This window comes from Natrinema sp. 74 (assembly GCF_046097095.1).
Taxonomy (GTDB): domain Archaea; phylum Halobacteriota; class Halobacteria; order Halobacteriales; family Natrialbaceae; genus Natrinema.
On sequence record NZ_CP175698.1, the window covers coordinates 914,058 to 927,246 of the forward strand.

Sequence of the window (13,189 nt, forward strand, 5' to 3'; positions counted from 1 at the left end):
ACGGTTTGAAAAGATTCTTTACCCTGCCTCGTATCCGAACAGAGTGCACAGTATTGTTATATATCGAATCAAATAAGGTGTGTCAGAACTGAATGAATTGGAATCCCTCCCCGCCTACAGACGGCGTCAGTAGACGCTCGTTTCTCGCCGCCGGTGTCGCCGGCGCAACAGTCGCAACCAGCGGCTGTATCGATCGCGTCCGAAGCGTCGTCAACCAGAGCGGACATAACCGCCTTTCGCTGTCCATCACCACCGTTCCAGCGGACGCAGACAGACAGAACATTCGAATCGCCCGCCGACTTGAGGACCGCCTTAAGAAGGTCGGGATCAACGTGTCAATGGATATGCGGTCGCGATCGGAACTCCTGAAGACGGTCCTGATCGAACAGGACTTCGACCTGTACATCGGCCTCCACCCCGCCGACTACGACCCGGACTTCCTCTATGAAGCCCTCCACTCCACGTACGCGCCCGAAGCCGGCTGGCAGAACCCCTTCGGATTCACCAACATAGCCTTCGATACCCGTCTTGAGGCCCAGCGGCGCACTGACGGCACTGAACGGATCGACCACATCAAATCGGTCCTTCGGGGGCTGGCACAGACCAAACCCTTCGAACCGATCTGTCTGCCGGACGAAATCCGCGTCGCCGACGCTGAGCGGTTCGACGGCTGGACCGACAGCGACCTCTCGACCCGACACGGTTATCTCGGACTCGAGTCCGCCGACAGCGTCGACCAATTGCACGCCCTCCTGACCAGCGGCCGTACGACGGTAAATCTCAACCCGCTCTCGGCGACGTTCCGAAAGCAGGGGACGACGATCGACCTGCTTTATGACTCGCTGGGAAGCGAACGCGACGGCACTATCGATCCGTGGCTCGCGGACTCATGGAAGTGGACCGAGAAGGCTACGAACTCGAACACGAGCGACCGCGATGAGACGGCGACCCGAACGGCGACGGTCTCCCTCCGAGAGGGGTGTACGTTCCACGATGGGAAGCCGGTGACCGCCGACGATGTCGCCTTCACCTACCGATTCCTCGCGGACACGTCACTGGGACGGGCAGACGTCCGTTCTCCGGCGCCCCAGTATCGAGGGCATGTCAGCATCGTCGACGAAATCACCGTGAAGGACGACTATCAGCTAGAAATCACCGTAACCAGTAGCCGTGAGGTCGCCGAACGGGCGTTTACCGTTCCGATCCTTCCAGCGCACGTCTGGCGAAAGCGGGTCAATCAGCACGCCGCCGCCGGCGACTTCACCGCCCCACAGGGACGGTGGAGCGTCGTCACCGCGAACAACGTTCCGCCCATCGGCAGCGGCCCGTATCGGTTCGAAACTCGGACCGAAGACGAGACGCTCGTCCTCCGGCGATTCGATGATCACTTCACGCTCCGAGACGACGTCGCACTGTCCGGACCAACCGTCGACGAACTCCGATTTACCGTCGACCCCGGCAGTGTCTCGTCGATCAATCGCGTCGAAGACGGTAACGCGGACCTGACGGCGTCGATGCTCAGCGCCCATTCGCTGGGGGCAATCTCCGACTCGTCGGACGTCGAGCGACTGGAATCACCGTCGCGGATGTTCTATCATATCGGATTCAACGTCCGGAATGCGCCCTTCAGCAATCCCCACTTCCGCCGGGCGATCACACAACTGCTCGACAAGGAAGCGATCGTCGATGACGTGTTCTACAGCAACGCCACGCCCACCGCGACGCCGGTTACCGGCAAATGCGTTCCCGCGTCGCTCGAGTGGACCGGTGAGGACCCGGTGACGCCCTTCGTCGGTTCGAACGGCCGTCTCAACGTCGAAGCGGCGAAATCGGCGTTCGAGGCGGCCGGGTTCCGTTACGATAATAACGGTCGCTTGCTTGCTAACTACTAGTAGCGATGCTCGCTGAGGTTTTGATCCCGCTCGTCATCGCCATTGCGACGTTGGTCCCGGTTTCGGTAGCCGTCTTCGTCGGCCGCGAGCGGCTAGCACGAACGCGAGCGGAGTGGCGATCGCGGCTTAGGACAACTGCGCCGGTCATCGCCGTCTTGATTGTCGTGTTACTAATTAACAGGGTCGCGAGGCAGATGGCACCGGAGATCTCGCGGGAGATCGGGTACCATCTAACCGCGATGTTTTACAACATCGAAGGGGAGTTCATCCTGATCTTTCAGTCGATCGCGACCGCCGAGTTGACGGCGTACTTCTCGACTATCTACGTCTACGGCTACACATTTCTGCTGATCTTCCCGGTCGTCGCGTACTTTACGCTCTCCGACACCCGGATGTTCCGTCGGCTGTTGACGGCGTACGCGCTTAACTACATGATCGGACTGATCCTGTACATCCTCGTAATCGCGTACGGTCCCCGAAACATAATGCCCGCCGAACTCGCACCGACGATGCTGTACGACACCCATCCGCAGTACCAGTATCTCACAAGCGAAGTCAACACCAACACCAATGTCTTCCCATCGTTGCATACCTCGATGTCGGCGACCGTCGCCGCGTTCGCGGCGATGACGCGGTCGTCGTTCCCGAAGTGGTTCCCCGTTGCGGTCGTGCTGGCTGCAAGCGTTGCGACCTCGACGATGTACCTCGGGATTCACTGGGGTATCGACGTGACGGCCGGACTGTTGCTTGCCGCCTTCTGTGTCACCGCCTCCGACCGCCTCGTCGGGCGCTGGTCGATTTCAGAGCGGTTCGGCGATCAGCTCTCTCAGCTTTGGGACCGCAAGCTGGAGTGAGATGCGTCCACGGTGGTCTCCGCCCGCGGCCCACTAACATGATGGGGGTAGACACCATACGGGAGCACAATACTGTTATATTGTGGCTGGCAACAATGAAAGACGAGTGAAATGAAGGGACGACGGGCCGCCCCGACACGGAGCAGCGGCGACGCTGACGACGCCTCCATCAGCCGTCGCGCCGCGTTAGCAGCGGCGACCGGGGTGACGGTCTCGACCAGCGGCTGCCTGCAACGGGTCCGAGACCTCGTCACTCGGAATAACATCGATCAACTCTCGCTGGCAATCACCACCCACCCCGCAGATAGCGACAGAGAGAGCATTCGGATTGCTAACGAACTGAAACGTATCTTCAAGACGGTCGGAATCGACGTCTCGTACGATGTCCGGTCCGGCGTCGACTTCCGCCGAACGGTTCTGTACGACCACGAGTTCGATATCTGTATCGGACGCCATCCGGGTGGCACCGATCCGGACTTCCTCTATGAGGCGTTGCACTCGCTGTACGCCGACGAATCGGGTTGGCAGAACCCGTTTGGATTTACCAACCTAAACGTAGACGGCTTCCTCGAGAAGCAACGTCGCGTCTCGAGCGATAGGCGCCGTGAAGCCGTCACCGCAGCCCTCGAGTCGATCGCGACCGTCCAGCCGTTCGTTCCGATCTGTATCCCCGACGAACACCGACTCGTTAGGACCGATCGGTTCGACGGCTGGGGAGAGGGTCATCTCGCAACTCGGCGCGGCTATCTCGGCCTCGACCCGGACGTCGGCGTCAATACGCTGCGTGCGAGCCACACGGACGCCAGACCGACGAAAAACCTCAATCCGCTTGCAGTCGACTACCGCGGTCGCGGTCTCTTGATCGAGTTGCTCTACGACTCGCTGGCCGTCGACGATCCCAACGGAGACGTTCGGCCGTGGTTCGCGGAATCGTGGAACTGGAACGGAAAAACGGCGGACGTGTCCCTCCGTGACGGCTGTGAGTTCCATGATGGCGTGTCGGTGACCGCCGCCGATGTCGCCTTTACCTACCGATTTCTGCAGGATATGTCCCTCGGAAACCACGATGACCCCGTTCCGGCCCCGCACTATCGCGGCCGGGTCGAAGCCGTCGAGTCGATCGACGTCCGCGGCCAGGATCGACTGGAGATAACGGTCGAAACGAATCGGGCGGCCGGCGAGCGCGCCTTCCTAGTACCGATTCTCCCCGCGCATATCTGGCGCGAGCGGACTACCGATGCGACGGGACCGGGCGGCGTCAGTATCACACAAGGGACCACGAAAGCGGTCACCGTGAACAACGTTCCGCCGGTCGGGAGCGGCCCCTATCAGTTCTCGAGTCGGACCCAGGGGGAGCAACTCGTATTCGAACGGTTCGATTCTCACTTCACGCGTCGAGCCGGAGTCGATCTCCCGGAGCCGACCGTCGACGAATGGACCGTCAGTATTTCTCCGAGCAGCAAGACGGCGGTCAACACCGTCAGAGACGATATCGCCGACGTCACGAGTACGCCACTCGAGACGAACATCATCGACAGCGTCGAAGGGTCTGACACTACCCGGCTGGTCGAGTCGCCCTCGTGGACGTTCTACTTCCTCGGGTTCAACGCCCGGAAAGCACCGTTTGGCAATCCGCGTTTTCGACGAGTTATCGCCCAACTGGTCGACAAGGAGTGGCTGGTCGAGACCGTGTTCCACGGGAACGCACGGCCTATCGCCACGCCGGTCAGCGAACAGTGGGTTCCAGAGAGCCTCGAGTGGCAGGGCGAAGACCCTGAATTACCCTTCCTGGGAACGGACGGCGAGGTCGACGTGAGTGCGGCACAGACCGCGTTCGAACAAGCAGGGTTCCGGTACGACGAACGCGGCCAGCTTCGGGTCAGACAGTAGTCGTCGCGGCCGCGTTACGCGTCGCTGGGCGGCGGGCAGCGGAATGAAAACGTCGAGTCGTCGAGTCGGGTTACTGGTCCTCGAGCGCGTCGGCGATACGCTTTAGCGCGCGGGTCTGATCGCGCATTTCGTCGCGGAGCTGTCGGACTTCACGGACGAGTTCCTCGTTGCTCTCGTCCTGTCCACCGGCACCGGGGCCGCCCGGACCGCCGGGGCCGGCACCCGGGCCGCCGCCCATCATACCGCCCATCATCTGGGCGAACGGGTTGCCGCCCATGCCGCCCGGACCGCCACCGCCGCCGCCGAACGGACTCTCAGGGGCGTCGCCCTCACCCTCGCCCTCTTCGGCGCGTTTCTCGCGAATCTCCTCGACTCGCTCGCGGAAGGACTTCTCCTCGCTACCCTCGCCTGCATCGTCTCCGTCAGGGGATTCGTTTTCGTCCGTCATATACTCGGATTCTGGAGCGCCGGGGAAAAGGGTTGCCATGTCTCGGACGCGCACGACGATCCGTCGCTGCGCTTTACGACCGCCCTCGCTTGCACGAAGACAGGACGTATAGTAGTAACTGAAACGAGTTACATACTGATCGCAACGCCGTCGTGCGATCAGGTGTGCAATGGCGTTCAGGTGCTACTATATTATAACCGAACTGCGAGACGGCGGCCCCGTCGAGGGAAGTTACCCCTTGACGTGTCCCCCGGTCGAACGGGCGGCGGGAACGAGCCGAGACCCGCAGTTATCAATCGCCGGACGCGAGTTCGGGTGGGTCGCTGTCGCGTCGCGACGCGAGAAACTGCTCTTCACCGTCGGAGAGGTCGCGCTCGCGAAACTCCGCGAGCCCCGCCTGATAGCGCTCGCGCTCGTTCCAGTCCCCGTCGTCAGTAGGCACTGGATACTCGAGGATGAGTTCGGCGATTCCCGTCGTTGCTCCGGTATACGCGAACCCGCACCGGTAGAGCGCCTCGTAGGCGTACGGGTTGTTGACGGCGATTCGAAGCCGGTCGTAGCCGCGCTCGAGCGCGCGATCCCGAACCAGTCGGAGGAGGACGGGGCCGATGCCCTCTCCGCGCCGGTTGCGCGCGACGGTCACGTAGCGCAGCCAGAGCGTCTCGTCGTCGGTCCGATCCTCGTTGAAGGCAACCGCCGCGACGAGTCGGCCATCGTCGGCTCGAGCCACCGCCTTACCGGTGTTCGTCATGACGAACTTACCGGCGTAGCTGAACCGTTCGTGGTCGAGTCGCAGTTTCGGGCCGTCGGGCGGCCAGCCGAGCAGTTCGTACTCCACAGCGGTCGCTTCGCGACCCGACTATTACAACATGCGGGATTCGACGAGTCTTCGGCACGAGACTGTCGAACGGCTACCCGACGACGGCTCGAGAATAACCACCGGAAGCGACGAACGTTTATTGACTGGCCGTTCAGTCAAAGATAGGGACAATCCCATGCCAGCAATACACGTCGACGGCATCACCAAAGAGTTCGACGGCGTGACCGCGGTCGACGATCTGACCTTCGCGGTCGAACACGGTGAACTGTTCGGCCTGCTCGGACCGAACGGTGCGGGCAAATCGACGCTGATTAACATGTTAGCGACGCTCCTCCCGCCGAGTTCGGGCACCGCAACCGTCAACGGCCACGACGTTCGATCCGAAACGGGAGCGGTCCGCTCCAGTCTCGGAATCGTCTTCCAGGAACCCGCACTCGACGAAGACCTCACCGGCGCGGAGAACCTGGCGTTTCACTCCCGACTGTACGGCCAGCACCCGGCCGAACGCACCGACCGCATCGATGAGGTCCTCGAACTCGTCGGTCTCGCTGCCGAGCGCGACAACCCCGTCGGCACCTACTCCGGTGGCATGAAACGCCGCCTCGAGATCGCCCGCGGCCTACTCCATGAACCCGCGGTCCTCTTCCTCGACGAACCGACCGTCGGCCTCGACGCACGCACCCGACGGGACGCCTGGGAGTACATCGAACGGCTGAACGAGGAGGCCGGCGTCTCGATCGTCTTAACAACTCACTACATCGAGGAAGCCGACCACCTCTGCGATCGCGTGGCGATCGTCGACGACGGCGACATCGTCGCGATCGATACACCGGCAGCGCTCAAGGCGTCGCTCGGTGGCGACGCCGTCGCCCTCGCGCTCGCTCGCGACGACGATCCAAACGCGCTCTTCAGCCAGTTGGAGCAGCGACCGTGGTGCCACGAATACACCGCTATCGACGGTGGTGTCCGCATTACAGTCGACGACGGCGACGCACGCATCGCCGACCTCGTCCGCCTCGCCGACGACGCCGGCGTCCGCATTTCCTCGGTGGACCTCCGCGAGCCGAGCCTCGAGAACGTCTTCCTCGAACTAACCGACCGGTCGACGGTGAGCGAGTCTCAAAGCGGAGCGACGCTCGCAACCGGCAGTACAGACGGCTCGAACGGGGAGCCGGCGATCGCCTCGCAGGAGGGAGACGGCGGTAAGCGGTCGCGTCCGCCGGCGGAGAGCGACGACTCGAGTACGGTTTCGGCGGAGGACCGGTCATGAAAGTCGTCGACGGACGGGCGATCTACGGCCTCTGGTTGCGCGATACCAAGCGATTCCTCCGATCGCCATCGCGAATCGTCGGCTCGCTGGCGATGCCGCTGCTCTTTCTCGTCTTTATGGGATTCGGGTTTCGGGGGATGGCAATCCCGGGACTCCCCAATAATGTCGACTACCTTCAGTACCTCGTTCCCGGAATCGTCGGCTTCACGATGCTGTTCGGGGCCTCCTTCGCCGGCCTCTCGATCCTCGCGGATCAGGATGTCGGCTTCCTGAAAGAGATTCTCGTCGCACCCATCAGTCGCACCTCGATCGTCCTCGGCCGGATCGCCGGTGGCTCGACGACGGCGCTCGTCCAGGCGCTGCTCATTCTCGTCCTTTCGATCCCCCTCGGGTTCACGCCCGTAAGCGTCCTCTCAGTGCCGCTCGCGGTCGTCTTCCTTGTCCTCCTTGCGATCACGTTCGTCGGGTTCGGAATCGCGCTTGCCTCTCAGTTCAGCGACAGCGAGGGGTTCGGTCTGATCGTCCAGTTCGTTATCTTCCCGCTCTTTTTCCTTTCTGGTGCGCTGTATCCACTCGAGGGGCTCCCCGGCTCCGTGCGGTATCTGGCCTACGCGAACCCGCTGACGTACGGTGTCGACGGGCTACGGGCGGTGCTGGTCGGCACCTCGTCGTTTTCCATTGCGGTCGATCTCGGCGTGCTCGTCGTCTCCTCGGCCGCGATGGTCGCAATCGGAACGGCGCTGTTCCGGCGCGTCGAGGCAGTCTAAACCTCACGACAGTCGACCAGTGTCGTCGAGACTGAGCGTTCGACACTGGAATCTGGAACGTCGAGAGGAGAAGACGCAAGGAGTGCGCGGATTGGGTTCTAAACCCGGGCCATGAGTGTAGTCACTTCTCGATAGTGATGTCTACTTTCGACTGTGGTATCACCGTTATCGGATCGTCTCACCACCTGCGACAGGAATTCTGTCTTCGCCTCGAACGTGTCGTTCCTCGAGAGTCCCAATACGACCATGACGCCACCGGTTGTGAGAGGGTCAGCGCCACGACCTCCAATACGGGATGGAGCGTTCGACAAAATACCAGCCATACAAACGGGACAGAGCGGTAGAGGATTCCGTTCCACACTACTTCGACCCATCATCCGTCGGCCGGTCGAGAACTACTATACTCGTTCGAGACCAACGATCGAGTAGTGCTTCACGTCGAGGGGCTCGAGTATACGTACGCCGGAGCCGATCAATCCGCACTTCGAGGACTCGATTTCTCCGTCGAGGACCGCGAGATATTCGGATTTCTCGGTCCGAGCGGATCCGGGAAAAGCACGACGCAGAAGGTCCTTATCGGACTGCTCGACGACTACGCAGGTAGGGTAACGGTATTCGATAGAGAGGTCAGCGAGTGGGGTAGCGATCTGTACAACCGAATCGGGGTGGCTGCCGAGACGCCTAATCTCTACCAGAAGCTAACCGGTCGGGAAAACCTCGAACTGTTCGCCTCGCTCTACGGTGGCGCAGTTCACGATCCGATCGAACTGCTCGACCGGGTCGGATTGGCTGGCGCTGTGGATCGCCGAGTCGGGACGTACTCGAAGGGCATGCAGATGCGACTAAACTTCGTTCGTGCGATCGTCCACGACCCGGAGCTCGTGTTCCTCGACGAACCGACGGCGGGTATCGATCCAGGTTACGCCCGTACGATGAAAGACGTCATCGAAGACATCCGGTCCAACGGGACGACAGTCTTCTTGGCGACCCACGATATGACCGTCGCTGACCAGTTGTGTGATCGCGTCGCGTTCATCGTCGATGGCCGGTTGGCGCTAATCGACGCACCTCGGACGCTGAAGCTCGAATACGGCGAACCGACCGTCCTCGTGGAGTACCGTACGGACGGGGTGCTTGCTGACCGTGAGTTCCCCTTAACTGACCTCGACACCGACGACGAGTTCCGACAGTTGCTACGAGGTGGTCATATCGAAACGATCCACACGGAGGAGGCGACGCTCGAGGACGTGTTCATCGAAGTGACCGGTGAGGCGTTGACGTGACGAGTCTCTCGAATCGAACGGACACCAGTGGACTATTACGTACGTGAGTATGGTGAGCGCGCTCCGGACGATGATAGCGTGGGACGTGCGACTTCAGGTCAAGTACGGTTTCTACACCGTCTACGCCGTTCTTACCGTGACGTTCATCCTCGGCCTCCAGGTAGTGGGGTCTGGACTTCGCACTGATGCCGCAGTGCTCCTCATCGTCACCGATCCGACGATACTCGGCTTCTACTTCATCGCCTCGATGGTACTGTTCGAGAAGGAGGAAGGGGTGCTGGACGCGTTGGTAACATCGCCGCTCGGCGATAGGGGATACCTCGCGTCAAAGGTACTGACGCTATCGCTGCTCGCGGTCATCGCGTCCGCTCTCGTCGCTGTTCTGGGACACGGCACGACGCCCCGATTAGGACTGCTTCTCGTCGGAGTCTGCCTCTCTGCGTCCCTGTTCGCCCTCATCGGGTTCGTCGCAGTTGCTCGGTACGACTCCGTCAACGAGTACTTCATCAGCGCCGTCGGGTGGGGGACAGTCCTGTTCCTCCCGCTGTTCGGGTACGTGGGGCTCGTCGAGACACCCTTGTTCTACCTCCTGCCCGCTCAACCCGTACTCCTCCTCGTCGAAGGTGGGTTTCGATCACCACCTGCATGGCAGGTGGCCTACGGCCTCGGATACCTCTTCGTCGGCAACGCTATCGCGTATCTCTGGGCTCGCCGCACCTTCCGCCAGCACGTCGTTCGCGGTGGCGATCCGGGCCGTCAACTCGGCGGAGGGAGGGTCCCCGGATCGTGGCAGCAACGCGGTCAGTCTTCGTTCGCCACACGATCGCCCTGGGCTGGGCTGATACTGGCCGATCTTCGCAATTGGATTCGGGACCCGATGTTGGCGATCGCCGCTGTCGGGCCGTTCGCGCTCGCGGTCGTCGTCAGACTCGGTGCTCCGAGGGTGGCGGAGCTGGCCGCGCCTATGTTCGCACTCGAGCCGCACTATCCCGTCATCGTCGGATCGATGGTGGCCTTCGGCCCGGCAATCTACGGGTTCGTCGTCGGGATGTTCGTTCTCGAAGACCGCGAGCAAGGTGTCCTCGCCGCCTATCGCGTCAGTCCGCTTTCCGCCCGCGGCTATCTGTTGTACCGGGGGATAGCAGCGTACGTCCTCACCCTACTAGCGATTCTCCCCGCCCTCGTTATCATCGGACGTAGTCAGGTACCGCCAGCAGTTCTCATCGGATCGGCGGTAGTCGGGGCACTCAGTGGCCCAGCTATCGCGTTCGTCTTCGGGACGGTGGCGTCAAACACCATCGAAGGCATTGCCATCAGTAAACTCATCAATCTCGTCATCCTCGGACCCGCGGTCGGAATCGTCGTCATCCCGGAACCCCTCCAGTTCGCGATCGGGGTGTTGCCGACGTACTGGCCCGTGAAGGCCGTCGTGTCCGGAATCGCCGGCGAAGCACTCTGGCCGGTCTTCCTCCTCGTGGGAGTGGTCATCCACCTGATGGGACTCGCAGTGCTCAGTCAGTGGTTCGCTCGACGGGCCGACTAAGAGGTAATCTTGGCGTTCACGGTGTCTGAATCTCATCACGATAGAGCGGCCTGTCGAGGAGGATCTCCAGCAACTCGCAGCTCGTAGGACCGAGTCACCCACGCATCGTCGTTCTGATCGATCGGTTCGGATCATTTCCCCCGGAGAGCATCCAGTCGACGAGCTTGCTCCGATGGTCTCGGTAGGAGACGCGCTGTCGATGGTTGAGGTGTTTCGCTGACGGTTCGGGTACGAGGACGATGTTCTCGGTTGCTTCACTCATAGGTCGATAGACCGTGTACTGTCTCCGTGAGGAACCCCGGAAGCTACGAACTACTCTCGTCCAGTTTCGCATGAACCCTGTCCGTGGGTCGCTGGCTTACTGACTGGGAGGCGCTACGCTCGAGTGGACGCTGCCGATGCGGAGAACGGTGATGCGCGGACCGGGATTTGAACCCGGGCCATGAGCTTGGAAGGCTCAGGTCCTACCACTAGACCATCCGCGCGCACTCCCGGATTTTCGTTCCACGTTTAAGGCTCTTCCTTTTCGCCGTGGCCCCTGAAGGGGCCGCCAGCGGCGGCGGCCGAACCGACCGTCGATCGCGATTCCGACGGCCGCTCGAGCGAACACCCACCGAACGAGAGCTGCGGCTCCGACAGGTCGCGCTCGACGAAGGACAGAACGACGACTCTGCAACGGTCAGTCGCTCGCCCCCGCCACCGTCGCATAACAGTTCCCGCTCGAGAGTGTCCACTCGAAGACCTCGAGATCGCTATCGACGAGGTCGGCCTCGAACTCGTCGGGTGCATAGATATGATAGAACCGATCGACCGTCTCGCCGTCGGGAAGCGTCCATTCGACGGTCGTATCGAAGCCTGCAGTCTCATCGAACCGGTCGTGGGCGGTCGACCAGGCGCTGACGAGCGCGCGACCGTCGGGTGAAAGCACTCGTGCGAGTTCGTCGAGGCTGTCCCGGCGACCTGTTCGCGTCGGTAGGTGGTGCAGCGTCGCGACGTAGACCGCGACATCGACGATGTCGGTCGCAAGCGGAAGCGCCGCGGCATCTCCCTGCACTAATTCGACATCGAACCCGCGCTCGCGCGACCGTTCACGGCCCGTTTCGAGCAATCCGCGACTGACGTCGAGGCCGACGACGGACTCAAGGTTGGTGGCGAGCAGTTCGGCGTGGCGGCAGTTGCCACAGCCGAGATCGAGGCCGACGCCGGCAGCGCGGTCGGATGCATGGGTCGCGACGAACGATTCGACTTCGGGCCAGGCGTACTCTCGCGTAGACGCGAAGTGGCTCGCGATCCGATCGTAGGTGTCTCGAACATCGACACGGCGATCGGAGTCACCATGGCCCGTTTCTCGATCTCGGCCTCGGTCCTGATCCCTGGCCATCGGTGACGGTCGTCGGTAGACACGCAAAAAACGTTCGTAACCCACCGAGTGACGGGGTGACCGTATGAGGTAGCGTGAACCTGTACGCAGAGCCGTCGTGCGAGCATCGCTATCGACCCCTGTTTCGAGACAAAGACCGTGCGATCCAGACGAGGGATCGACCGAGAGGAATGTGGTGCCATGACGAGGGCTCGAGGAATTCGAGGGGTTTATCTATTCCCGACGGAAACTGTGGAATGCGAACGAGGGCTCGTAGATCAGAGGTAGATCACTCCCTTGGCATGGGAGAGGCCCCGGGTTCAAATCCCGGCGAGTCCATCGCTGTTTTGCCGTATCAGGCCTCTAATTCCCGAATACGGGCGTTTGAGGGTGTTCTGAAGGCTATCCGTGAGTCGATGCTTTCAGCACTTGTTCGTGGGTCATGTGACTACGTCTGGTTCACACCCGTCGACACGCGGACCCCGTCGTATTAGGACGAGGCAACGCTGATCTTCGAGCGCTGGGAGTTGGCCGGGCTCTCTGCTGGCGAAGGAATGTAGATGGGCGGCTCGCTTCGCTAATACTAGTCGTAAAATATATTATTATGAAATAACCCTCTTTAGAAGATGTCGCCCTCCAAACCGTTCTTCGATTTTGACACCGGAGAACTCGATACTGTTCAACTCATCCAAGAAGCACTACCCCTTACACGGCTCATTGGAGCTATTGTCTTGGTCGCTCTTATTCCGATCCTTTTTCGGGTCATCTTTCAGGGCCTATTAGGGTTGACCATCGGGCTTGGCTTTTTGTACATACTTGTAAGCCAGTTCATTCTCGCAGTCGGCACTGGACTCGTCCTGATATACGTCATCGTACGGGCGAACCAGATAATCGACGAGTGAACTGCTATAGGGCGTAGATCGAATCATGATCAAGGAGTAACCGAAATAGAAGGAGCGAGGACCGCTACGCGACTGTGTTCTCTTTCAGTTCGAGGATATCTTCACCGTCAGTGACCGTCGCATTTCGCTGATACGGAGATCCGGTGTCACCGAGTATTGG

At 61.1% G+C, this 13,189-nt stretch carries 12 protein-coding genes and 2 tRNA genes; 9 read left to right on the plus strand and 5 right to left on the minus strand.

The window, feature by feature from the left end:
- The first annotated feature begins 92 nt into the window (after positions 1–92).
- The 3 genes from ACJ70B_RS04545 (at position 93) to ACJ70B_RS04555 (ending at position 4,636) form a co-directional block, all read left to right on the plus strand.
- Positions 93–1,892, plus strand: a complete 1,800-nt coding sequence (locus tag ACJ70B_RS04545) for an ABC transporter substrate-binding protein (protein WP_408959226.1) — start codon at positions 93–95, stop codon at positions 1,890–1,892.
- A gap of 5 nt (positions 1,893–1,897) precedes the next feature.
- A complete protein-coding gene (locus tag ACJ70B_RS04550; protein WP_408959227.1) occupies positions 1,898–2,746 on the plus strand; it encodes a phosphatase PAP2 family protein in 849 nt (282 codons plus the stop codon).
- A 111-nt stretch (positions 2,747–2,857) separates the two neighbouring features.
- Positions 2,858–4,636, plus strand: coding sequence for an ABC transporter substrate-binding protein (locus tag ACJ70B_RS04555; RefSeq protein WP_408959228.1), 1,779 nt, complete (start codon positions 2,858–2,860; stop codon positions 4,634–4,636).
- 70 nt (positions 4,637–4,706) lie between these two features.
- Here ACJ70B_RS04555 and ACJ70B_RS04560 read toward each other — a convergent pair whose 3' ends face one another.
- Together ACJ70B_RS04560 and ACJ70B_RS04565 are read right to left on the minus strand one after the other, a co-directional pair.
- Complete coding sequence (locus ACJ70B_RS04560; protein ID WP_408959229.1) at positions 4,707–5,084, minus strand: hypothetical protein; 378 nt, start codon at positions 5,082–5,084, stop codon at positions 4,707–4,709.
- A gap of 292 nt (positions 5,085–5,376) precedes the next feature.
- Positions 5,377–5,922: a GNAT family N-acetyltransferase gene (locus ACJ70B_RS04565; RefSeq protein WP_408959230.1), complete on the minus strand. Its 546-nt coding sequence runs from the start codon at positions 5,920–5,922 to the stop codon at positions 5,377–5,379.
- A 157-nt stretch (positions 5,923–6,079) separates the two neighbouring features.
- Here ACJ70B_RS04565 and ACJ70B_RS04570 point away from each other — a divergent pair, with 157 nt between their 5' ends.
- From ACJ70B_RS04570 to ACJ70B_RS04585, 4 genes are all read left to right on the plus strand, one after another.
- A complete protein-coding gene (locus ACJ70B_RS04570; RefSeq protein ID WP_408959231.1) occupies positions 6,080–7,174 on the plus strand; it encodes an ATP-binding cassette domain-containing protein in 1,095 nt (364 codons plus the stop codon).
- Positions 7,171–7,941: an ABC transporter permease gene (locus tag ACJ70B_RS04575; RefSeq protein ID WP_408959232.1), complete on the plus strand. Its 771-nt coding sequence runs from the start codon at positions 7,171–7,173 to the stop codon at positions 7,939–7,941. The genes ACJ70B_RS04570 and ACJ70B_RS04575 overlap by 4 nt, the downstream gene beginning before the upstream one ends.
- Before the next feature lie 428 nt (positions 7,942–8,369).
- Positions 8,370–9,224 carry an ATP-binding cassette domain-containing protein gene (locus ACJ70B_RS04580; protein WP_408959233.1) on the plus strand — a complete coding sequence of 285 codons (855 nt, stop codon included), beginning with the start codon at positions 8,370–8,372 and terminating at the stop codon, positions 9,222–9,224.
- Between the two features lie 49 nt (positions 9,225–9,273).
- Positions 9,274–10,767 carry an ABC transporter permease gene (locus ACJ70B_RS04585; RefSeq protein WP_408959234.1) on the plus strand — a complete coding sequence of 498 codons (1,494 nt, stop codon included), beginning with the start codon at positions 9,274–9,276 and terminating at the stop codon, positions 10,765–10,767.
- A 94-nt stretch (positions 10,768–10,861) separates the two neighbouring features.
- Here the strand turns inward: ACJ70B_RS04585 and ACJ70B_RS04590 are convergent, their stop codons facing one another.
- The 3 genes from ACJ70B_RS04590 to ACJ70B_RS04600 all read right to left on the minus strand — a co-directional run bounded on the left by ACJ70B_RS04590 (position 10,862) and on the right by ACJ70B_RS04600 (position 12,148).
- Entirely contained in the window at positions 10,862–11,029 is a 168-nt protein-coding gene (locus tag ACJ70B_RS04590; RefSeq protein WP_408959235.1) for a hypothetical protein, read from the minus strand.
- A gap of 152 nt (positions 11,030–11,181) precedes the next feature.
- Positions 11,182–11,252, minus strand: a tRNA-Gly gene (locus tag ACJ70B_RS04595).
- A 194-nt stretch (positions 11,253–11,446) separates the two neighbouring features.
- The gene (locus ACJ70B_RS04600) at positions 11,447–12,148 is read right to left on the minus strand and encodes a class I SAM-dependent methyltransferase (RefSeq protein WP_408959236.1); all 702 of its coding nucleotides are present in this window, start codon (positions 12,146–12,148) and stop codon (positions 11,447–11,449) included.
- Between the two features lie 246 nt (positions 12,149–12,394).
- On the opposite strand from ACJ70B_RS04600, the gene ACJ70B_RS04605 reads away from it, so the two are divergent.
- Positions 12,395–12,466 (plus strand) — tRNA-Ala (locus tag ACJ70B_RS04605).
- A 287-nt stretch (positions 12,467–12,753) separates the two neighbouring features.
- Positions 12,754–13,029, plus strand: a complete 276-nt coding sequence (locus ACJ70B_RS04610) for a hypothetical protein (RefSeq protein ID WP_408959237.1) — start codon at positions 12,754–12,756, stop codon at positions 13,027–13,029.
- Positions 13,030–13,189 lie beyond the last annotated feature (160 nt).